We start from the raw sequence: 20,295 nt of genomic DNA on the forward strand, positions 1-20,295 counted from the left end.
GGCTCGGATTGCCGGGCATGCAGGCGGACACCGTACCGTCTCAGCATGGAGCTGGTACCGGCGGAGACAGCCGTGCTCACGATGGAGCTGCAGCGAGGTGTGTGCGGAGACATCGCCCCGTTCCCCGCGCTGCGTGAGGTGGTCGAGGCGCTGCACGTGGAGGCGAACGTCGCGCGGTTGCTGCACTGCACGCGGCGCACCGGAGCCCGGGTGGTGCACTGCACGTTCTCGATCCGCTCCGACCAGGCGGGCACCCGTCTCGACTTCCCGCTGATGTCGGTCGCTCGCCGGGTGCCGGGCTACATGCAGCAGGGCTCGCCCTCCACCCAACTGCTCCCCTCGCTCGGGCCGGAGCCGGGTGACTTGTTCGTCGACCGTCATCACGGGGTCAGCGCGTTCTCCGGCACCGGGCTCGACGCCCTGCTGCGCTCGTTCGGCACCCGCACCTTGGTCGTCACCGGTGTGTCCTTGAACATCGGTGTGATCGGCACGGTGATCGAGGCCGTCAACCTCGGGTACTCGGTGGTCGTGCCCCGCGATGCAGTCGCCGGCGTGCCCGCGGAGTACGGCGAGGCGGTGCTGGCGAACGCGATCTGGCCGATCGCGGCGATCACCACCACCGACGACGTGCTGCGCCCCTGGGCGAGCTGACCCTCTGGCGACTTACCCAGCCGCTAACCCGCGCCGAGCATGCCGGTGAGCCTCGCCCGCACGTCCGGCCATTCGGCGCTGACGATCGAGTACACGGCGGTGTCCCGCGCCCGACCCTCCTCGCCGACGACATGGGACGTCCTGTGCTGGCGCAGCACGCCCTCGAACGACGCCCCGACACGGGCGATCGCGCTGCGGCTGCGCTCGTTGCGGGCGTCGGTGCAGAGCTGCAGCCGCTGGACGTGCCAGACGTCGAACGCGTGGGAGAACAGCAGCAGCTTGGCCTCGGTGTTGACCGTCGTGCGCTGTGCCGACGCCGCCAGCCAGGTGCCACCGACCTCCACCTCGTCGGGCACCGCGCGCCCGGGTCGGAAGCGCAGCTCCATGTAGCGGGTGCAGCCGACGATCACGCCGTCGCTCGCCCGCCGCTGCGCGAACGGCACCACCTGCCCCGCCGCGGCGTCGGCGAGCAGGCCCTGCACGTACGTACGCATCGGGTCGACACCGTCGGGGACCGCCGTCCACCCGTAGGTCTCCCGGTTCTCGGACGCGGCCGCGACCAGATCGTCGACGTGGGCCGGCGACAGAGGCTCGAGCGTGACGCGATGGCCGGCGAGGGTGAACGGCTCGATCATCCCCACAGTGTGTGCCATCGAGGCCGACCCGCCACCGCGACCAGCGCGTCGAGCGTCGGCCCGAAGTCGACACCCAGCTCGAGCACGTGGACACCGCCGCGCCCGACGGCCTCGTCCAGTAGCTCCAGGCGCTCGGCCGCGCCGAGCCGCGGCCCCGCCGACGACCACACCTCCACCACCAGGCAGCCCGAGCCGGCGGCGCCGTCAGCGGCGCGGCGAGCACGGTCGAGCGCAGCCTGGGTGGCGTCGTCGATGCCGTCGACGACGGCGACCGCGGTGCGCCCGGTGCGTGTGGCGGTCAGCGCGCGGGTGGCGGCGAAGCCGGGAACGTGGTGCACGGGGAGCTGCACGCTGGCGAGCTCGCGCGTCGGGAACGTGCGCCCGACGAAGAAGCCGGCCCGCCCCGCGTCGGCGGCGACGCTGGCCCCGTACGGCAGCCACCCGGCAAGGTCGGCGGCGGCGCGCGCCGGGTTGAGCGGCGCGCCGGGCGCCGCGTAGAAGGGCTGGAGGGCAGCGGACAGCCGGGTGTAGAGCGGCGGGCGGGGCGGCGGGAGGCCGAGCTGATCGGCGTCCGCGAGGCCGAGCTCGGCGGCATCGGCACCGATCAGCTCATGGGCCGGGATCTCCCGCCACGACGCGGCGCACGAGCGGACGGCACCCGAGGGCAGTTCACCGTCGTCGACGCCGATCTCGACGACTCCCCGCCCGGCCAATCCGGCTAGCTCGACGTCACGCTCCTGCAGGCCGATCGTGCCGAGGTGCGCGACGCTGTCCCAGGGGAACAGCCCCTTCGCGGTGAACGTGTTCAGCACGCCGATGCCGCCGTTGCGGGCGACGAGCTCACGCAGCGCGTCGGCGGCTCCGGCCCGGACGAGGCCCCCGCCGACGACGAACACCTCGCGGTCAGCCACCGTCGGCGTCGAGGGCGTCTGTTGCAGGCGCTGCCGCGACGACGACATGGGGTTCCTCGACGAGCACCCATTTCAGGCTGTCGACGTCGAGGAAGCGCTCGTTGTCGGCGGACACCGCGGCGAAGTCCGCCTCGGTGGTGTGTGCCCAGAACTGGCGCACCGAGTCGAACTCCTGGATCGTGACGCCGTCGAACTCGGGCTCGGCCGCGTCGCTGCCCGGCTCCGGCCAGGCGACGGGGTACTGCTCGTAGCGCCGCCAGTAGCGCGCGGCCGAGCTGGTCGCGACGAGCGGCCCGTGTGAGCCGAGCCAGTGCTCCAAGAACTCGTCATGGGTGGTACCGGGCTTGCGCTTCAGAAGGGCGATCAGACGGATCATCTCCGCGAGTGTTGCCTACCGCACGCCGCGGACCAAGGTCAGAGCCCGAGGAAGGAACCGCCGTCGCAGACGATCGTCTGGCCGCTCACGTATGCAGCGTCGTCGCTCGCGAGGAAGAGGGCCACGGACCCGATGTCGGCCGTGACGTCGCCCACCCGGCCGAGCGGTGTGCGGGCCTCGATCGCGGCCTGCAGCGCCGGATCACGCTCGAACGCCCGGAGCAGCGCCGGGCTGGAGGCGACCGGCGCCAGGCAGTTGACGGTGATCCCGAACGGGCCCCACTCGCGAGCGAGGCTCTTCGCGATCGCCCGCTGCGCGGCCTTCGCCGGCGAGTAGAGGGGGATGTTCGCGCTGCCCTCCACCCCCGACGGCGACGTGACGAGCAGCAGCCGGCCGTGTCCCCCCGACGCGCCGAGATGGGCCAGGGCCTCCTGCGCGCAGTACAGCGTGCCCCACACCGCCGTGCGCGACATTGCCTCCCAGTGCCGGGTCAGGTCGGCGTCCTCGAGGCGGTGCGGAATGCCGCCGGTGAACGCGTTGTGCACCATCACCTGGAGCCCGCCGAATCGCTGCACCGCCGCGGCGACGCACGACCTCACCGAGGTTCGCTCGGTGACGTCGGTCTCGACGCACAGCGCCTCGCCGCCGGCGGCCCGGATCGACTCGGCTACGGGCTCGCCGGTCGCCCGCCGGCGCGCGGCGACGACGACGTTCGCACCCTCGGCCGCCAGGCGGCGGGCGATGCCCTCGCCCACGCCCTGGCCGGCGCCGGTCACGATCGCCGTCCTGCCCGCGAGGCGGGGCGCGCTCACATCCACAGCCCCCCGTCGACGGTGATCGTCTGCCCGGTGACGTCACCGCCGGCCTCGCTGCACAAGAACGCGACCACCGCGGCAGGGTCGGCGGCGCCGAGCGCGGCGGGCGCGATCGCGACAGGTCCTGCCGCCGCGGCGTCGTCGAGCACGGCGTCGGGCGACACCGCGACGGCGTTGACCGTCACCCCCTGCGCGCCCCACTGCCTGGCCGCGGACTTGACCAGCACGCGGAGCGCCTCGGCGGGCGCGGCGACGTGGCCGTAGCGCGCGCCTCCGGACATCGCCGTCACCGGCACGACGACGACGATCCGGCGCAGTCCAGATCGGTACGCGTCCTGCATCGCGGTCACCGTCGCGCGGAACGGCTGCTCGAAGGCCCGCTCCCAGTCGGCGTCGGTCAGGGAGTCGAACGAGCGTGCAACGGGATCGAACGCCGGTCGCAGCACCACTCCGACCCCGACCCGCTCGACGGCCACGGCGGTCGAATCGCCGAATGCGCTCACAAGGTGCCCGTGGCCATGTGCTGGGAGACGTCACCGACATGTTCGATGACGATGCTGCGATCGCTGAACCGCCACACCCCCTCCGCAACACGGAACGTGTCGAGGTACCGGCCGGTGACGATCGGCTGCAGGGGAAGTCCACTCGTCGCCTGCAGCACCGTGAAGTACGACCGCGTGTGCGCGACCTCCCCCGATTCGTCGAGCTCGAAGATGACGTTGCTGACCACGTGCTTGGTGCGCGGCGAACCTCCTTCGTGCACTTGCACCATGCGGCGCATCACCGCGGCCACTTCGTCCCCGCGCAGCACCGGGGCACCGGGATCGGCAGCGTGGTAGCCGGCCCCGGCGAACAGCTCGCCGACGGCGTCGAAGTCGCCGTCGTCTACGGCCTCGGCGTAGCGGTGCAGCAGGTTCGTCACCTGCCGTTCGGCACTGAGCGCGGCCCCGTCCCCCATCGGCACGACCGTAGCGGGCAGCACTCCACTACGGTCGAGGCCATGTCGAGCGAGTCGAGCAGCGGCCTCATCCAGGGCAAGGTCGCGCTGATCACCGGCGGCGGGAGCGGCATCGGCGAGGCGGCGGCCAAGCTCTTCGCCAGGGAAGGCGCGCAGGTGATGGTGGCCGATCTCGACGCCGCGAACGCCGCGCGCGTAGCGCGCGAGATCGTGGCTGCGGGGGGCGACGCGGGAGAGGTGGTGGCCGACGTCACCGACGAGTCCGACGTGGCGGCGATGGTCGCCGCTGTGCAGGATCGGTTCGGCCGTCTGGACTGCGCGTTCAACAACGCCGGCGTCTCGGGTGCACCGAGCGCGTTCAGCGAGCTCGGGCTCGACGAGTGGAACCGGATGATCGCCGCCAACTTGACCAGCGTGTTCCTCTGCATGAAGCACGAGCTCGCGCTGATGGCCGTCCAGGGATCGGGCGCGATCGTCAACACCTCCTCCGGAGCCGGCGTCGTCGCCGCGCCGGGTCTGCCCCACTACACCGCGGCCAAGCACGGCGTGCTCGGGCTGACCAAGTGCGCGGCGCAGGAGTACGCGGCGAAGGGGATCCGGGTGAACGCGATCCTGCCCGGCACCACCCGCACGCCGATGATCGAGGGCTTCGTCGCGGGTAATCCCGAGCTCGAACGGATGGTCAGCCGCGGCATCGGGCGAGGAACCCTCGGCCGCCCGGACGAGATCGCCGAGGCGGCGGTGTGGCTGTGCAGCGACCGGGCGTCGTTCGTGTGCGGCGAGTCGATCCTCGTCGACGGGGCGACGGTGTGCCGGTGAGGATGCGACGGAGCACCGGAAGATGAACCCGCACGTGTACCTCCACGAGACGATCGACATCGTCGGCCAGGGGCGCGCCGCGTACAACCACCACATGACCGCGAACTTCGGGCGAGAGGCGCGCGAGGGGCGGGGGCTGCACTGCGTGGGGGTCTTCTCCACGGTCGGCAGCACCGAAGCCTGGCCACAGAGCACGAACCTGTGGGAGTACGCCAACGGGTGGCCCGGCGTCGCCGCTCACTTCCGCACCGAGTTCTCCAACCCGAGCCACCAAGACGACGTGCTGGTCGAGTGGTGGGCGGCGGCTGCGGCGTTGCGCCGCGGCGGCTACGACCGGCTGCTGGTGCCGGCGGGATACTCGCCATCGCTCGCGCAGCTGCTCGCCGACGGCGTGCGCGGGGAGTGCTACTACCACGAACTCGTCGCGTGCGTGCCGGGCCGGGCACGCGACTACCTGGAGCTCGTCGAGCGATACCGGCTGGCACTCGCCGACCACTTCGGTTGGCGCCTGGTCGGGGCTTACCGCACGGCGATGGTCAACGACTCCGAGGCGCTCGTCGTCTGGGCGGTGCCGACATGGGACGCGTGGGCCCACTGGGAGGCGGCGCAGGAGGCCGATCCGTCGGTGGCGTTGTGGCGCGGCCACGTTCGGGCGTTCGCCCGCGACTGGCGCAACAAGTTGCTGGTCGCGAGCGAGCTGTCGCCGATCCAGACCGGCCGCGAGCTCTGATCGGGCGCTGGTCTGCGCTAGCGGGCGCTCAGCGCGACAGCGGCCACGACTCGAGGACCTCGCCGAGGTCGTGCTCGCCCGGATGGCACGGCACCCCCGCGCTCGCGCCGGTGCGGCCAAAGCGCGGCGCAGCCTGCGCCTGGGGCACGCCGTTGATCTCGACGATCGTCCCGCGCGCGGCGAGGTGCGGATGCCGCGCCGCCTCGTCGGGGGCCAGCACCGGGGCGAAGCACGCTTCGGAGCCCTCCAGCAGCTCGCACCACTCGTCGCGCGTGCGGGTGAGAAACAGCTCGCGCAGGCGCGCTTTCCACTGCGGCCACACCGCGCGGTCGTGCTGGCGACCGTCGTCGGCGAGGCCGAGCCGGGACAGCAGCTCGGCGTAGAACTGGGGCTCGATCGCGCCGACGGCCACCCACTTAGCGTCGGCCGTCGCGTAGACGTTGTAGAAGTGCGCGCCACCGTCGAGATGGTTCGTGCCCCGCTCCCCCCAGAAGCCGCTCGCCACGGCCGCGAAGAACGGGCCGAGCACCAGCGCCGCGCCGTCGACCATCGCCGCGTCGATCACCTGGCCGCGACCGCTGCGCTCACGCTCGAACGCCGCACACGCGACGCCGAACGCGAGCAGCAGCCCCCCGCCGGCGAAGTCGCCGAGCAGGTTGATCGGCATCGTCGGCGGCTGGCCGGCGTAGCCGATCATGTGCAGCGCACCGGACAGCGCGATGTAGTCGATGTCGTGGCCGGCCACCTCGGCGAGTGGGCCGTCCTGGCCCCATCCGGTCATCCGGCCGTAGATCAGCCGCGGGTTGCGCTCCGTCACCACCTCGGGGCCGATCCCGAGGCGCTCACACACCCCCGGACGGAACGGGTCGACGAGCACGTCCGCGTGGTCGAGCAGCGTCAGCAGCGACTCTCGATCGGCGGCATCCTTCAGGTCGAGCGCCACCGAGCGCTTGCCGCGCATCATCGGGTTCGTCGCCGGCGCGTCGGGTGAGACGCGCGCGGCGACGTCGGGACGGTCCACGGCGACGACGTCGGCCCCCATGTCGGCGAGCACCATCGCGCAGTAGGGCCCCGGCCCCTGCCCGACCAGCTCCACCACGCGCAACCCCGCGAGCGGCCCCGTCATCGATCGGTGGCCAACGCCTTGGCCCAGGGGTAGTCGGGCTTACCCGCGGGCGAGCGCACGATCGAGTCGACGATGACCAACCGGCGGGGGACCTTGTAGCCGGCGACGTGCTTGCGGGCATGCTTTTGCAGCTCGTCGAGGTCGAGCGTCGCGCCCTCGGCCACCTGCACCACCGCCGCCACCGTCTCGCCCCACCGCTCGTCGGGGACGCCGACGACGATCACGTCGAGGATCATCGGATGGCTGCGCAGCGCGTTCTCGACCTCTTCCGGGAACACCTTCTCGCCCCCAGTGTTGATGCACACCGAGCCCCTGCCGAGCAGCGTGACGCTGCCGTCGGCCTCGAGCATCGCGTAGTCGCCGGACAGCGCGTAGCGCTGGCCTTCCGCGCCGGTGACGAACGTCGCCGCGGTCTTGACCGGGTCCTTGTAGTAGCCGATCGGCAGGTTGCCGGTGCGCGCCAGCACCCCGATCTCGCCCGTCCCCGGTGGCAGTGGGCGCAGCAGGTCGTCGAGCACCACCGCGTCGGGGGCCTTGGTTACTGTCGGGCCACCCAACATGGCGGTGCCCTTCGCGACCATCGTGATCCCCGTCGCACCGGACTCCGACGACCCGATCGCGTCGGTGAGGACGATGTTCGGGAAGCGTTCCAGGAACGCATCCTTCATCGTCGCCGAGAACTGCACCGCGCTCGAAGAGATCGCGAACAGCGACGAGAGGTCGTAGGCGGCATCGCTGCGCTGTAGCTCGTCCCACAGCGGGCGGGCCATCGCGTCGCCGGAGATCATCACCAGGTTGACCTTCTCGTCGCCGACGGTCTGCCATACGTGCGCGGGGTCGAACTGGTCGATCAGCACGGTGGTGTTGCCGACGAAGCTCTGTCCCATCACGCTCCACTGTGTGGCCCCGTGCATCAGCGGCATCAGGGCGAACGAGATGATCGGGAACCCGGCCTCGCCCTTCCTGACGAAGTCCTCCGGTGATCGCATCTGCTCGTGGGTGCGCACGTCGATGCCGCCGCCGAGCGCCATCACCACGTCTTCGTGGCGCCAGACGACACCCTTCGGCATCCCGGTGGTACCCCCCGTGTAGAGGATGTACAGGTCGTCCCCGCGGCGCGGCTCGAAGTCGCGCTCGGCGGACTGGGCAGCGAGCGCGGCCTCGTACTGCTCGCCGATCACGAGCACGTGGGAGAGCAGCGGCAGGTGGCTGCGCACCGCCTCGACCCGCTCGACGTACTCCGGAGCGACGACGAGAGCCGACAGGTCGGCGTTCGCGAACAGGTACGCGAGCTCGTCTTCCACGTAGCGGTAGTTGATGTTGATCCACACACCGCGCAGCTTGAACACCGCCCACAGCGCCTCCACCCACTCGACGCAGTTGAGGGCGTAGATGCCGACGTGGTCGCCGGGCCCGATGCCCTGCTCGGCGAGATGGTGCGCCAACTGGTTGGCACGCGCGTCCATCTCGGCGTACGTGCGCCGAACCGTCGGGTGCTTGGCAGAGCACGCCGCGAGGTAGGCCCGGTCGGGCCAGCGGTCGACCGCTTGCTCGAACAGGTCGGCGATGTTGAACGTGCGCGCCCCCATGCGCCACGTCTACCACGTCCGGACGCTCCGTTCCGACCCGTCGCCGGAGTCGGACATCACCCGCTCGGGGTAGTAGACCTCGCGCTCGTTCAAAGCCACACGCAACACACCGGGGTACCCAACATGTCGAACACGCCAGGCACCGAGCACCTCCTCGTCGAACAGGTGGGTCACACCCTGGTCGTCACCATGAATCGGCCGGAGGCGAAGAACGCGCTGAGCTCGCCGATGCTCGTCGGCATGGCCGACGCCTGGGTGCGGCTGAACGAGGACGACGACCTGCGCTGCGCGGTGCTCACCGGTGCAGGGGGCTCTTTCTGCACCGGCATGGATCTGAAGGCCCGTGCCGCCGGCGACGCACCGAACCCCTACCAGGAGCGCTGGGCGCAGGAGCCCGACCTGCACTGGAAGGCGTTGCTGCGTCACTACCGGCTGCGCAAGCCGCTGATCGCGGCCGTCGAGGGGTATGCGGTCGCCGGGGGCACCGAGATCTTGCAGGCGACGCACATCCGCGTGGCGGGTGAGAGCGCGACGTTCGGCGTGTTCGAGGCGCGGCGCGGCCTGTTCCCCGTCGGTGGCAGCACCGTGCGGCTGCAGCGCCAGATCGGCTACACGAACGCGCTGGAGATGCTGCTGACCGCCCGTGGTTACAACGCGACCGAGGCGAAGGAGATCGGTCTCGTCGGCCACGTCGTGCCCGACGGGCAGGCGCTCGCGAAGGCGATGGAGCTGGCCGACCTGATCGGCGCGAACGGGCCGCTCGCCGTCGAGGCGATCCTGCGCTCGGTGCAGGAGACGGCGTCGCTTCCCGAGACCGAGGCGCTCGCGCTCGAGCTCGAGATCGGCTGGCCGATCTTCGCCACCGAAGATGCGCAAGAGGGACCACGGGCCTTCGCCGAGAAGCGGCCCCCCGTGTGGCGGCGTCGGTAGGCGCCGTGCGTCACGCGCTGTTCCTCGCCCCCTTCGACCAGCTCGCCGATCCCCACGCGCTCGTCGACGTCGCGGCCGCGGCCGAGGAGGCCGGCTGGGACGGCGTGTTCTTGTGGGACCACGTGCTCCGACCGCCCGACGAGAGCCAGGACATCGCGGACGCGTGGATCGCCCTCGCCGCGATGGCCTGCGCCACGACGCGGATCCGGCTGGGCACGATGGTGACGCCGCTCGTGCGGCGCCGGGTGCAGGTGCTCGCCCGCCAGACGGTGACGCTCGACCACCTGAGCAAGGGGCGGCTGGTGCTCGGCATCGGTCTCGGGGTGGACGGCGGGCGGGAGCTGTCCGCGTTCGGCGAAGAGACCGACCCCCGCCGCCGCGGGGAGCACACCGACGAAGCCGTCGTCGCGCTGCACGGGCTGTGGAGCGGCGAGCGCACGACGGTGCACGGTCGCGACGTGTGGGTCGACGGGGTCACGTTCCTGCCACGACCGGTGCAGCGCCCGCGCATCCCCACGTGGTTCGCTGCTCGTGGCGACGCCCTGCGCCCGGCCCGCCGGGCCGGGCGCCACGGCGACGGCCTCTTCCCGATCGAGGTGGACCGCAGCCGGCTCGCGAGGATGCTCGACGCCGTCGCCGCCGAGCGCGGCTCGCTGGAGGGCTTCGACGTGGCCGTGCGATTGAGCGACGGGCCGAGCGCGTTCGTCGACCTGCGGGTGACGTGGGTGCTGCACGACTTCCCGCCCGACGTCGAGCTGGCGGCGGTCCACAGTCACATCACCCGCGCCGAACGCAGCTGAGCCGCCGGGGTTCAGGGCTTGGTGGAGGAGACGACCCACATCGCGAAGAACTGCGAGCCGCCTCCGTAAGCGTGCCCGAGAGCGCGGCGGGCACCGTCGATCTGGTGCTCTCCCGCCTTGCCCATCACCTGCATCGCCGCCTCGCCGAAGCGCAGCGTGCCCGAGGCACCGATCGGGTTCGTCGAGAGCACGCCGCCCGAGGGGTTGACCGGCAAGCGGCCGGTCATCTCGGTGACGCCGTCCTCCACCCAACGCCAACCGTCGCCGCGGGGCGCGAAGCCGAGGTTCTCCAACCACATCGGCTCGAACCACGAGAACGGCACGTACATCTCGACGACGTCGATCTCGGCCGCGGGATCGGTGATTCCGGCCTTGCGCCAGAGATCCTCCGCGGCCAGCTCGCCCGCCCGGGGGCTCACCTGCTCGCGGCCGGCGAACATCGTCGGCTCGCTGCGCATCGCCGTGGCGTGGACCCAGGCCAGCGGCCCGCCGTGGGCGTCGGCGCGCGACTCGTTCATCAGCACCAGCGCCATCGCGCCGTCGCTCGACGGGCAGGTCTCGACGAAGCGCACCGGGTCCCACAGCATCGGGCTCTCCAACGCCTTCTCCAGCGTCCAGTCCGGCTCGTGCAGGTGCGCGTAGGGGTTCTTGCACGCGTTCGTCCGGTCCTTCACCGCGACCATCGCCCCGATGTGGGCGGGTGCGCCGCTGCGGCGGATGTACGTGCGGATGATCGGCGAGAAGTAGCCGCCGGCACCGGCGTGCACAGGCATCCCGAACGGGATCGGCACGCTCAGCGCCCACATCGCGTTCCCGTCGCTCTGCTTCTCGAAGCCGATGGCGAGCACGGTGCCGTGCACGCCCGCCATCACGTGCTGGGCGGCGACGATCGCCGTCGACCCGCCGACGGAGCCGGCGGTGTGCACCCGGAACACCGGCTTGCCCTGCGCGCCGAGCGCATCGGCCAACCACAGCTCGGGCATCACGATGCCCTCCAGCATGTCGGGCGCCTTGCCGATGACGATCGCGTCGACGTCGGCCATCGTGATGCCCGCGTCGGCGAGCGAGCGATCGACCGCCTCACGCACCAGCCCGGCGATCGACACGTCGGCGCGGCACGACGTGTGGTTCGTCTGGCCGACCCCGACGACTGCGCAGCGCTCAGCCACGGCGGTCCCCTTCCATCACGCAGACGAGGTTCTGCTGCAGGCACGGCCCGCTGGTGCAGTGGGCGAGCACCCGATCGGCGCTGCCGTCGAGCACCCGGTCGGCCGCCTCCGCGAAGCGGGCCAGCCCGGCCGCCATCTGCGGGTTGGCGAGCAACGCTCCCCCGCTCGGGTTCACGCGGGTGCGCTCGGTGTCGATGCCCATCGCCTCGACGAGCAGCAGCTCTTGATGCGTGTAGGGAGCGTGCAGTTCGGCGATGTCGATCTTGTCGTCACCGACACGGGCGTGCTGGGCCGCCAAACGAGCCGACGGCGACGCGGTGAGCGACCGGGCGCCGAGACGCTGGGCGTCGATGCGGTGGTCGAAGCCGCGAATCCACGCCGGGCGCTCGCACAGCGAGCGGGCCACGTCGCCGGCCGCGATGATCACCGCGTTCGCGCCGTCGGCGACCACGGCGCAGTCGTGCTCACGCAGCGGCGCCGTGACGTAGGGCCGCGCGAGCAGCTCTTCGACGGTCGCCTCGCCGGCCGCCAGCGCCACCGGGTTCGACGCGCCGTCACGCCTGCTGCGCACCGCCACCGCGGCCATCTGCGCCTCGGTGACCACGCCCGTATCCAGGCACGCCCTCGCCTGGAGAGCCGACACCGCATGGAGCCCGGGCCACAACGGCGCCACCGTGTAGGGATCCATCTGCAGCGACAGGATGCGGTCGATCGGCCCGGCCGTGGTCTTGCCGTTCGAGAACACGAGCGCGGTGTCGCACTCGCCGGTCTGCAGCTTCACCCAGGCCTCGTACAGCGCGAACGCACCGTCGGCTTCGACGTGGCTCTCGACGATCGGCGGCCACGCGCCGATGGCGTCGACGGCGGACACGAAGCTGAACGGCTGCCCGCTCATGTAGTCGCAGCTGCCGTGGCACCAAAAGCCGATGTCGGTGCGCTCGATGCCCGCTCGTTCGATGACCTCGCCGATCACCGGGAACAGCAGCTCGACCGAGGTCAGCTCGGTGTGGACCTGGCTCGGGCGCTGAGCGGTGGCGACTATCGCGACGTCACGCATCACGAAGTCGCGGCGATCGTGGTCACGTCCGGCTCGTCGCACGGGCGGAAGTGGGCGATGCTCTCGAGTGTCGGGCCCCATTCGTCGCGGGGCTTCCACACCGCCTCGACCCGCATCCCGATGTGCACGTCGGAGGCCTCGCACTCCTGGATCAGGTGCTGCACGGAGATGTCGGCACCGTCGAGCAGGATCTGCGCCGCGACGTAGGGGATCTTCACCTTCTGGCCGAGGAACGGCACGTTGACGATGCAGAAGGTGGTGATCGTGCCCCGCGGGCCGACCTCGATCGGCTCGCCGAGGGGTACCGCACAACGCGGGCACACGCCGTTGCGCGGCGGGCAGTACACGAGCTCGCACTTCGGGCAGCGCTTGCCGACGAGTCTGCCCTCGAGCAGCCCCTGCAGGTGGCCCGTGGCAGCCGGCCCCGCCGACCACTCGTACACGATCGTCACCGGTTGGCGCAGCCTCACCACGCCGTCCGCTTCGGCGGTCGCCTCGCTCACGCCATCCCCCCGTCGTCGGTCGAGCCGATCAGCTCGAAGCACGCGATGTCGGTGATCGCTCCCTCGCGCTCGGGAGCCCAGCGCACCCGGACGCGCGCGCCGGTGGTGATCTCCTCGATCGAGCCGGCGTCGACGGCGTGGAGCATCTCCACGTCGGCTCCGTCGAGGCGCACGAGCGCCCACGCGAACGGCCTGTCGAGGGGCTGGCCCTCGGCTGGTTCGCCTTGCCACGCCCATGCGGTGACCGTGCCCTCTTCGGCGACGGTCACCCATTCGGTGCAGGGCTCGCCAGTGAGCGGATCGAACTCGGCGGGCGGTACGTAGACCCGGCCGTCGCTGCCGCGCGTTCCCTCGATCCGACCCTCGCGCAACGCGACGAAGAAGCGCGACAACGTCGTGCCGACCGTGCGCTTGAACGGATAGGTCAGCTCGAGCGGCGCCGTGAAGCAACCGTCGGCCGTGATCGTGTAATCGCTCGTCCCCCCGGGCACGACACGTTCTTAGCACGGCATCCGGCCAGCCTTTCTGATGCTGTGTCAGATGCCCCGGCGCGATGTGACTAGATTCGAGGAAGCGGCATTCGACCGCGATCCGAACGCAACCTTGGGGGGAACTTTGCGTCACTCACGACTCGCGCTGGTCGTTTCCAGCCTGCTCCTCGTCGCCGCCTGCGGCAACCGGGGCGACGACACCGCCGACACGTCGGCTCCGACGACCGCCGCGCCCGACACCGCCGCGCCGGACACCGACGCGCCCGACACCGCCGCGCCGGATACGGGCGCTCCCGACACCGAGGCTCCGACCACCGAAGCCCCGACCACCGAGCCGCCGCCCGACGCCGTGATGTTCGGGACGATGGAGAGCCCCTGTGGCCCCGCCGGTGAAGCAGGCGTGCCCACCGTCGCCGAGGGACAGAACGGCGGTGACCCGCTGAAGCTCGGCACCGCCAACAGCCACGGCTACGAGGCCTCGCCGGGATTGACGATCGAGATGCTCGACGCCGCGCAGGCCTTCGCCTCGTGGTGCAACGAGCAGGGCGGCATCCGCGGCCTGCCGATCGAGATCGTCGACCTCGACGACAAGCTGTTCAACGCTCCGCCGGCGATGGAGCAGGCGTGCTCCGAGGTGTTCGCGATGGTCGGCGGCGGCTTCGTGTTCGACGACCAGATGTTCCCCCGCTTCCACGAGTGCGGGATGATCTCGTTCGCCGGTTACACCGTCACGCCGACGGCGGCGATGGCCAACGGCAAGATCCAGCCGATCCCCAACCCGGCGTTGGAGAAGCCGGCGAGCTGGTTGATCTGGGCCGCCGAGGCGCACGCCGAGGACATCCAGCGCACCGCGATCATCTACGGCGACTTCCTCACCACCAAGGTCGTCGCCGAACAGCTCGAGGCCACGATGGACGCAGTCGGCGGTTACACGATCGTCGACCGCATCCCCTACAACCCCGGTGGCGAGGCCAACTGGGCGCCCTTCGCGCAGCGGCTGAAGGACGGCAACGTCACCGCGGTGACGATGGTCGGCTCCGACTCCAACCTCATCCTGCTCGCGAAGGCGATGCGCGAGATCGGCTACGTGCCCAACCTCGTGCTGCAGGAAGCGAACTTCTACACCTCGGCAATGGTCGCCGAGGGCGACGCCGATGCCACCGAGGGGTTCTTGGTGCGCACCGCCTACGCCCCGTTCGAGGAGCCGGAGAACTTCCCGGGCATGCAGAGCTACCTCGACATGATGGACACGTACAAGCCCGACGGGAAGAAGGCCGGGCTCGGCCTGCAGGCCACCTCGGCGCTGCTGATGTTCGTTACCGCTGCGAACACCTGCCTCGACTCGAACGACAACGTGCTCGAGCGTGAGTGCGTGCTCGCCGCCGGAATGGCGATCGACTCGTGGACCGGCGGCGGCCTGCACACCGAGACCAACCCCGGATCGAACCTGCCGCCCGAGTGCGGGATCATCATGGAGGTCCGCGACGGGAAGTGGCAGCGGCTGTTCCCCGAGCTCGGCAGCGAGGACGACAACGGCGAGGGCTGGCACTGCGACGACCCCGGCTACGCCGAGATCACCGGTGACTTCGGCGATTTCACCGCCGGCATCGACCCCAACCGGGCGAACTAACCGTAGATGCCCGAGGAGAACCTCTACGCCTTGTCGGCGCGGCGGGTCGCCAGACCCGCCCGCCGGCGAGGCGTGCTCCCGATAGGACTCTGAGTGGACAAGTTCCTCGCGTTCACGATCATCGGCTTGTCCACCGGTGCCATCTACGCCGTCGTCGCGAGCGGGCTCGTGGTCACCTACACCACGTCGGGGATCTTCAACCTCGCCCACGGCGCGACGGGCATGCTCGCCGCGTTCGCCTACTGGCAGTTCCGCTTCGACTGGGACTGGCCGGCGCCGATCGCCCTCGCCATGGTGTTGCTGGTGCTCGCGCCGCTGTTCGGTGCCTTCGTCGAACGTTTCGTGATGCGCGGGCTCCAGGGCACGACCGAAGTCGTGCGGCTCTCCGTCACCGTCGCGCTCTTCGCGGCGATGCTCGGGCTCGCCAACTGGCTGTGGCCGTCCAGCTCCAGCCGCGAGGGGTTCCGCCGCTTCTTCGAAGGTGAAGGGATCTCGATCGGCGGCGTCAACGTGAGCTGGCACAAGGTCATCACGATGGCCTGCGCCATCTTGGTGGCGGTGCTGCTGCGCCTGCTGATGTACCGCACGCGCTCGGGCGTCGCGATGCGCGCCGTCGTCGACGACCGCACCCTGGCCGAGCTGAACGGCGGGCGGCCCGACAGGGTGGCGATGCTCGCGTGGGCCCTCGGCGCAAGCCTCGCCGCGCTCGCGGGGATCCTCCTCGCCGGGGAGCAGCAGCTCAACATCGAGCCGCTCGTCCTGCTCGTGATCAACGCCTACGCGGCGGCCATCATCGGCAGGCTCCACAACCTCCCGATGACGTTCCTCGGCGCGATCCTGCTCGGCCTGCTCGACGCCTACTACCTCGCCTACTTCGGCGAGTGGTTGCCCGCCGAGCTGTTCGGCTTCAGCCTCGCCGGGCTCCGCGCGTCGATTCCCACGATCGTGCTGTTCATCGCGCTGGTGATGGTGCCCCACACCCGGCTGCGGGCCGGGGTCGTTCGCTACCGCGAGCGCAACAAGGCGCCGCGATGGAGCACGGCGCTGCTCGGCGTCGCGTTGCTGATCGCGTTCACGGTGGCGATCTCGGGGATGCTCACCCGGGCCAACACCTTGTTGCTGGTCAACGGCTTCATCTTCGCCATCGCCGCGCTCTCGCTCGTGCCGCTCACCGGCTACGCCGGGCAGGTCTCGCTCGCCCCGCTGACCTTTGCCGGCCTGGGGGCGATCGCGATGGCCAAGCTGCCCGGTGACGGCAACTTCTTCAGCCTGCTCGGGGCAGTGGCGATCGTCGCCGTCATCGGTGCGGTCGTCGCCCTTCCTGCCCTGCGCCTGTCGGGCGTCTACCTCGCGCTCGCCACCGCCGCGTTCGCGGTGCTCGTCTCCAAGCTGGTGTTCAACCAGCGCCAGACGTTCCAGACGGGCAACATCGACGTCCCGATCCTCGACGTGCCGTTCGTCTCGTTGGAGTCGCCACGTGATCGGCTGATCCTGCTGTCGGTGGCGTTCTCGGCGCTCGCCCTGCTCGTCGTCGCGTTGCGGCGAAGCCCGCTCGGGCGCCGGCTGGTGGCGCTGAAGGACTCGCCCGCGGCCGGTGCCACGCTCGGGATGAACCTGACGGTCACCAAGGTGATCGCGTTCGCGGTGTCGGCTGGCATCGCGGCCTGTGCCGGCGCCCTCGCCGGCGACAAGGTCAGCCCACAGCAGTACGACCTGCTGCCGAGCCTGCCGGTGGTGCTGCTGACCGTCGTCGGCGGTGTCGGCTCGGTGGGGGGCGCGATGCTCGGCGGCATGCTGCTCGGCGGCAACGTCGCGCTGGCCGCGATCCTGCCGACGATGGAGAACGTCGCGAAGGTCCTGCCGGGCACGATCGGCATCACCCTCGGACGCAACCCGGCCGGAGCGAGCGCCCAGATCGGCGAGTCGTACGGCCCGATGTTGGGGCGCTGGGGCCTGATCGCGGTGTCCGTGGCCGGCGGGATCGGCATCTGGGCGCTGAGCGCGCTCGATGTCATCTCGCACTGGTCGTTCGTCTTCTCGATCGTCGTCTGGGTGCTCGGCGTCGTGCCGAACCTCCCCAACCTCGCCGCCGCCTTCGATCGCAACACGCTGATCGCCTCGGTCTGGCTGGCGCTCGGCTGGGGGGTCGCGACGTTCGTCGACTGGGGCACTGCGCTCGAATCCAGCGGCTGGCGGGTGCTCGTGCTGATCGGCCTCGTCGCTCTGGTCGGCCCGATCGCCCAGCGTCTTGCCGACCGCACCCCACGTGCCGCACAGGAGTCCCCCGATGTCGTCGGGCTGCAACGCCGGTTCACCGCCGTCGAGATCGAACGCGCCGAGCGCAACGTCGGGGTGGTGCTCTGATGGCGCTGCTCGAGATCCGCGGGGTGATGGTGCGCTTCGGCGGCGTGATGGCCGTGGCCGGCGTCGACCTCGACGCCGAGGCGGGCCGGGTGACCGGACTCATCGGCCCGAACGGTGCCGGCAAGACGACGCTGTTCAACGTCGTTTCCGGCATCCAGGACCCGACGGCCGGTGCGGTGATCCTCGACGGCGTGGACCTCGCCCGGTCGGGGCCGCACCGCCGCGCGAAGCTCGGCATGGCGCGCACCTTCCAGCGCCTGGAGCTGTTCAGCTCACTGACGGTCTACGACAACGTGCTCGTCGCGGCGGAGATCGCGGGGCAACCGCACGCCGGACGCATGGCCACCGACTTGCTGGAGCGGATCGGCATCACGGCCCTGGCGGACACCGAGGCGGGCGATCTGCCCACCGGGTCGGCGCGCCTGGTGGAGGTGGCGCGAGCGCTCGCCATCGGCCCCAAGGTGCTGCTGCTCGACGAGCCGGCCTCCGGTCTCGACGAGCAGGAGACGGTGGAGCTCGGCGGGTTGCTGCGCGAGCTGGCCGCCAGCGGGCTCGCGGTGGTGCTCGTCGAGCACGACATGAGCCTGGTGATGGACGTGTGCGACGTGGTGTACGTGCTCGACCTCGGCCGCGTGATCGCGCGCGGTACGCCCGCAGAGGTGCAGGACCATCCCGCGGTCATCGAGGCCTACCTGGGGGTCGGATGACCACGCCGCACGAAACGCCGATCCTCGAACTGCGCGACATCCGCGCCGGCTACGGATCGATCTCCGTGCTCCACGGCGTCGACGTCGTGGTGCCCCGCGGGTCGGTGGTGGCCCTGCTCGGCCCGAACGGCGCCGGCAAGACCACCACGTTGAAGGTGGCCGCCGGGGTGTTGCGCCCGGAGAGCGGCCAGGTACGAATCGGTGGACGTGACGTCACCGGTGTGTCGGCGGGCTCGCTCGCTCGCGCCGGGGTGTGCACGATCCCCGAGGGCCGGGGGGTCTTCCCCAACCTGACGGTGCGCGAGAACCTGCTGATGGCCACGTTCGGTGGCACCAAGCTGGCCGATATCGAGGAGCGCACATACCAGCGCTTCCCCCGCCTCGCCGAGCGCCGCACTCAGCTTGCGGGCACGATGTCAGGTGGTGAGCAGCAGATGCTGACGCTGGCTCGGGCCCTGGCCACCGAGCCGGTCATGCTGCTGCTCGACGAGATGTCCATGGGGCTGGCGCCGAAGATCGTCGGCCAGCTCTACGAGCAAGTCGCCGGGATCGCCGCCGAGGGCGTGAGCGTGCTCGTCGTCGAGCAGTTCGCCCGCACCGTCCTCGGGGTGGCGGACCAGGCGGTGCTCTTGGCCCATGGTGTGGTGCGGCGCGCCGGACCCACCTCCGAGATCAGCGAGGATGCACTCGCCAACGCCTACCTGGGGGATCGTCATGAACGATGAACGCGTCGAGCAGTTCTACACCGAGATCGACGAGCTGAAGCTGCGCGGTGCCGGAGCAGACCGCGAGCGCTGGATGTTCGTGTTCGGCTGTGTCGGGCTGATCATCGGCGTCGGGCTTGCCGTCTACGGCGGCATGCAGGCGAGCGGCACGGCCGACCCCGCCGACCAGTGGGCGTTCCTCGCCACTGGCTCGCTGCTCGGGCTGACGATCACCGCGGCCAGCGCGGCGCTGTTCGTGCGCTACTCGTTCGGCCGGTTCATGCGCTTCTGGCTGGTGCGCCTGGTGCACGAGCAGCGCGGCGAGACCGACCGGATGGTCGACGTGTTGGAACGCATCGAGTCGCGTCTCGGCCCCACCCGCGACGGCACCTGAACCCGGTCACTTCACCGCCGTCGGGGCCACAGGCCCGCCGACCGCCTTCGTGAACGGCAGCGGGGTGGCGACGAGCAAGAAGTCGTACTGGCCGTCGGCCGCGCAGTCGGCGCCCAAGGTGTCGAGCACCCAGTTCTGGCCCTGCACCAGCCCGATGTCGCGGATGTGGATCATGTGCACCGGCAACATCACCGCGGGGTCCTCGGGCGGGTAGCACTCGAACACGAGCGTGTCGGTGGCCACCGCGGCGACGTCGTGGTCACGCACCCACTCGATGCTCTTCGTCGACAGCCCCGGGCTCGGCATCGAATAGTGGAGCTTGTCGCCGGAGCGCAACCAGTGCTGATGCCCGGTACGCACACAGACGACGTCGCCGGGAAGCACGACGACTCCCGCCGCGGCGCTGGCCCGCTCGAGGTCGTCGCCGCTGATCGGGTACCCGTCGTCGAAGTGGTCGACGCCGTGCAGCCTCGCGACGTCGAGCAGTACACCGCGGGTGACGACCGGACCGAAGCGCTCGATGCCGAGCTGCGCCGAACCGGTGGCGTCGGTGTCCGACATCGGGACGCCGTTGTAGAGCAGGCCGTCGTAGCCGACGTGCGCGAGGGAGTCCCAGTGCGTGGCGCACTGCAGGCCCATCGTCACCGCGTCGTCGCTGGTGGTGAAGTCGCCAGGGTCTCCGGTGAGCGAGTGGTTCACGGCGACCATCGTGAGCTCGGGGTTCACCCGGCCCTCGATGAAGCCGAGCTGGGGCCCATCGGCGTCGAAAGGCATCGCCAGCGAGAACGTCCGGCCCTGCCGTGCGGCGGCGAGCCCGCGGGCGACGGCGGCCTCGTCGACCAGGTTCAGCGTGCCGCGTCGGTCGTCGTCGCCCCAGCGTCCCCAGTTGGACACACGAGCGGCGAGCTGTTGCAGATCGGCGGTCAGCGGCACCGC

21 protein-coding genes and 1 pseudogene are annotated in these 20,295 nt (G+C 70.9%); 10 read left to right on the forward strand and 12 right to left on the reverse strand.

From position 1 onward, the window contains the following. The first annotated feature begins 45 nt into the window (after positions 1-45). A complete protein-coding gene (locus IPM43_04355; protein QQS25611.1) occupies positions 46-651 on the forward strand; it encodes a cysteine hydrolase in 606 nt (201 codons plus the stop codon). A 23-nt stretch (positions 652-674) separates the two neighbouring features. On the opposite strand, the gene IPM43_04360 is transcribed toward IPM43_04355, so the two are convergent. From IPM43_04360 to IPM43_04385, 6 genes are read right to left on the reverse strand one after another with little or no spacing between them, the layout of a single operon-like run. Continuing rightward, the gene (locus IPM43_04360) at positions 675-1,286 is read right to left on the reverse strand and encodes a GNAT family N-acetyltransferase (GenBank protein QQS25612.1); all 612 of its coding nucleotides are present in this window, start codon (positions 1,284-1,286) and stop codon (positions 675-677) included. Then, on the reverse strand, positions 1,283-2,245 hold the full coding sequence (locus tag IPM43_04365; protein ID QQS25613.1) for a hypothetical protein: 963 nt from the start codon (positions 2,243-2,245) through the stop codon (positions 1,283-1,285). Before IPM43_04365 ends, IPM43_04360 begins: the two co-directional genes overlap by 4 nt. Further along, positions 2,190-2,573 (reverse strand): EthD domain-containing protein, encoded by a 384-nt coding sequence (locus tag IPM43_04370; protein QQS25614.1) that lies wholly within the window; start codon positions 2,571-2,573, stop codon positions 2,190-2,192. The genes IPM43_04365 and IPM43_04370 overlap by 56 nt, the downstream gene beginning before the upstream one ends. Positions 2,574-2,611: 38 nt before the next feature. Next, entirely contained in the window at positions 2,612-3,385 is a 774-nt protein-coding gene (locus IPM43_04375) for an SDR family oxidoreductase (GenBank protein ID QQS25615.1), read from the reverse strand. Beyond that, positions 3,382-3,891, reverse strand: coding sequence for an SDR family oxidoreductase (locus IPM43_04380; GenBank protein ID QQS25616.1), 510 nt, complete (start codon positions 3,889-3,891; stop codon positions 3,382-3,384). Before IPM43_04380 ends, IPM43_04375 begins: the two co-directional genes overlap by 4 nt. Then, the gene (locus tag IPM43_04385) at positions 3,888-4,346 is read right to left on the reverse strand and encodes a nuclear transport factor 2 family protein (protein ID QQS25617.1); all 459 of its coding nucleotides are present in this window, start codon (positions 4,344-4,346) and stop codon (positions 3,888-3,890) included. The genes IPM43_04380 and IPM43_04385 overlap by 4 nt, the downstream gene beginning before the upstream one ends. Positions 4,347-4,388: 42 nt before the next feature. Between IPM43_04385 and IPM43_04390 the strand changes: the two genes are divergently transcribed. After that, positions 4,389-5,165: a glucose 1-dehydrogenase gene (locus IPM43_04390; GenBank protein QQS25618.1), complete on the forward strand. Its 777-nt coding sequence runs from the start codon at positions 4,389-4,391 to the stop codon at positions 5,163-5,165. Between the two features lie 22 nt (positions 5,166-5,187). Continuing rightward, the gene (locus IPM43_04395; protein ID QQS25619.1) at positions 5,188-5,895 is read left to right on the forward strand and encodes an NIPSNAP family containing protein; all 708 of its coding nucleotides are present in this window, start codon (positions 5,188-5,190) and stop codon (positions 5,893-5,895) included. Positions 5,896-5,923: 28 nt separating this feature from the next. On the opposite strand, the gene IPM43_04400 is transcribed toward IPM43_04395, so the two are convergent. After that, positions 5,924-7,021 (reverse strand): CoA transferase, encoded by a 1,098-nt coding sequence (locus tag IPM43_04400; GenBank protein QQS25620.1) that lies wholly within the window; start codon positions 7,019-7,021, stop codon positions 5,924-5,926. Continuing rightward, positions 7,018-8,610 carry an acyl-CoA synthetase gene (locus tag IPM43_04405; protein QQS25621.1) on the reverse strand — a complete coding sequence of 531 codons (1,593 nt, stop codon included), beginning with the start codon at positions 8,608-8,610 and terminating at the stop codon, positions 7,018-7,020. Before IPM43_04405 ends, IPM43_04400 begins: the two co-directional genes overlap by 4 nt. Positions 8,611-8,733: 123 nt before the next feature. On the opposite strand from IPM43_04405, the gene IPM43_04410 reads away from it, so the two are divergent. Both IPM43_04410 and IPM43_04415 read left to right on the forward strand, forming a co-directional pair. Further along, positions 8,734-9,540, forward strand: a complete 807-nt coding sequence (locus IPM43_04410; protein ID QQS25622.1) for a crotonase/enoyl-CoA hydratase family protein — start codon at positions 8,734-8,736, stop codon at positions 9,538-9,540. Beyond that, positions 9,525-10,340, forward strand: coding sequence for an LLM class flavin-dependent oxidoreductase (locus IPM43_04415; GenBank protein ID QQS25623.1), 816 nt, complete (start codon positions 9,525-9,527; stop codon positions 10,338-10,340). Before IPM43_04410 ends, IPM43_04415 begins: the two co-directional genes overlap by 16 nt. An 11-nt stretch (positions 10,341-10,351) precedes the next feature. Here IPM43_04415 and IPM43_04420 read toward each other — a convergent pair whose 3' ends face one another. The 3 genes and pseudogenes from IPM43_04420 to IPM43_04430 form a co-directional block, all read right to left on the reverse strand. Continuing rightward, positions 10,352-11,509 carry a thiolase domain-containing protein gene (locus IPM43_04420; protein QQS25624.1) on the reverse strand — a complete coding sequence of 386 codons (1,158 nt, stop codon included), beginning with the start codon at positions 11,507-11,509 and terminating at the stop codon, positions 10,352-10,354. After that, complete coding sequence (locus tag IPM43_04425) at positions 11,502-12,566, reverse strand: thiolase domain-containing protein (GenBank protein ID QQS26329.1); 1,065 nt, start codon at positions 12,564-12,566, stop codon at positions 11,502-11,504. The genes IPM43_04420 and IPM43_04425 overlap by 8 nt, the downstream gene beginning before the upstream one ends. Continuing rightward, a pseudogene (locus tag IPM43_04430) lies at positions 12,566-13,533 on the reverse strand (OB-fold domain-containing protein). The gene IPM43_04425 and the pseudogene IPM43_04430 overlap by 1 nt, the downstream one beginning before the upstream one ends. A 76-nt stretch (positions 13,534-13,609) precedes the next feature. Between IPM43_04430 and IPM43_04435 the strand changes: the two are divergent. From IPM43_04435 to IPM43_04455, 5 genes are all read left to right on the forward strand, one after another. After that, positions 13,610-15,190: an ABC transporter substrate-binding protein gene (locus tag IPM43_04435; protein QQS25625.1), complete on the forward strand. Its 1,581-nt coding sequence runs from the start codon at positions 13,610-13,612 to the stop codon at positions 15,188-15,190. Positions 15,191-15,283: 93 nt separating this feature from the next. Continuing rightward, on the forward strand, positions 15,284-17,554 hold the full coding sequence (locus IPM43_04440) for an ABC transporter permease (GenBank protein ID QQS25626.1): 2,271 nt from the start codon (positions 15,284-15,286) through the stop codon (positions 17,552-17,554). Next, positions 17,554-18,261 (forward strand): ABC transporter ATP-binding protein, encoded by a 708-nt coding sequence (locus IPM43_04445; GenBank protein ID QQS25627.1) that lies wholly within the window; start codon positions 17,554-17,556, stop codon positions 18,259-18,261. Before IPM43_04440 ends, IPM43_04445 begins: the two co-directional genes overlap by 1 nt. Further along, a complete protein-coding gene (locus tag IPM43_04450) occupies positions 18,258-18,986 on the forward strand; it encodes an ABC transporter ATP-binding protein (GenBank protein ID QQS25628.1) in 729 nt (242 codons plus the stop codon). The genes IPM43_04445 and IPM43_04450 overlap by 4 nt, the downstream gene beginning before the upstream one ends. Next, positions 18,976-19,359, forward strand: a complete 384-nt coding sequence (locus IPM43_04455) for a hypothetical protein (protein ID QQS25629.1) — start codon at positions 18,976-18,978, stop codon at positions 19,357-19,359. Before IPM43_04450 ends, IPM43_04455 begins: the two co-directional genes overlap by 11 nt. A gap of 6 nt (positions 19,360-19,365) precedes the next feature. On the opposite strand, the gene IPM43_04460 is transcribed toward IPM43_04455, so the two are convergent. Beyond that, a complete protein-coding gene (locus IPM43_04460) occupies positions 19,366-20,292 on the reverse strand; it encodes a cyclase family protein (protein QQS25630.1) in 927 nt (308 codons plus the stop codon). Positions 20,293-20,295 lie beyond the last annotated feature (3 nt).

It is taken from the genome of Actinomycetota bacterium (assembly GCA_016700055.1).
Lineage (GTDB): Bacteria > Actinomycetota > Acidimicrobiia > Acidimicrobiales > Ilumatobacteraceae > Kalu-18.

Excerpts from the sequence above, each read along its gene's own strand:
- IPM43_04355 (QQS25611.1), top strand. The coding sequence starts at position 46 with ATGGAGCTGGTACCGGCGGAGACAGCCGTGCTCACGATGGAGCTGCAG.
- IPM43_04360 (QQS25612.1), bottom strand. The coding sequence starts at position 1,286 with ATGATCGAGCCGTTCACCCTCGCCGGCCATCGCGTCACGCTCGAGCCT.
- IPM43_04365 (QQS25613.1), bottom strand. The coding sequence starts at position 2,245 with ATGTCGTCGTCGCGGCAGCGCCTGCAACAGACGCCCTCGACGCCGACG.
- IPM43_04370 (QQS25614.1), bottom strand. The coding sequence starts at position 2,573 with ATGATCCGTCTGATCGCCCTTCTGAAGCGCAAGCCCGGTACCACCCAT.
- IPM43_04385 (QQS25617.1), bottom strand. The coding sequence starts at position 4,346 with ATGGGGGACGGGGCCGCGCTCAGTGCCGAACGGCAGGTGACGAACCTG.
- IPM43_04390 (QQS25618.1), top strand. The coding sequence starts at position 4,389 with ATGTCGAGCGAGTCGAGCAGCGGCCTCATCCAGGGCAAGGTCGCGCTG.
- IPM43_04395 (QQS25619.1), top strand. The coding sequence starts at position 5,188 with ATGAACCCGCACGTGTACCTCCACGAGACGATCGACATCGTCGGCCAG.
- IPM43_04400 (QQS25620.1), bottom strand. The coding sequence starts at position 7,021 with ATGACGGGGCCGCTCGCGGGGTTGCGCGTGGTGGAGCTGGTCGGGCAG.
- IPM43_04405 (QQS25621.1), bottom strand. The coding sequence starts at position 8,610 with ATGGGGGCGCGCACGTTCAACATCGCCGACCTGTTCGAGCAAGCGGTC.
- IPM43_04410 (QQS25622.1), top strand. The coding sequence starts at position 8,734 with ATGTCGAACACGCCAGGCACCGAGCACCTCCTCGTCGAACAGGTGGGT.
- IPM43_04425 (QQS26329.1), bottom strand. The coding sequence starts at position 12,566 with ATGCGTGACGTCGCGATAGTCGCCACCGCTCAGCGCCCGAGCCAGGTC.
- IPM43_04435 (QQS25625.1), top strand. The coding sequence starts at position 13,610 with ATGCCCCGGCGCGATGTGACTAGATTCGAGGAAGCGGCATTCGACCGC.
- IPM43_04445 (QQS25627.1), top strand. The coding sequence starts at position 17,554 with ATGGCGCTGCTCGAGATCCGCGGGGTGATGGTGCGCTTCGGCGGCGTG.
- IPM43_04450 (QQS25628.1), top strand. The coding sequence starts at position 18,258 with ATGACCACGCCGCACGAAACGCCGATCCTCGAACTGCGCGACATCCGC.
- IPM43_04455 (QQS25629.1), top strand. The coding sequence starts at position 18,976 with ATGAACGATGAACGCGTCGAGCAGTTCTACACCGAGATCGACGAGCTG.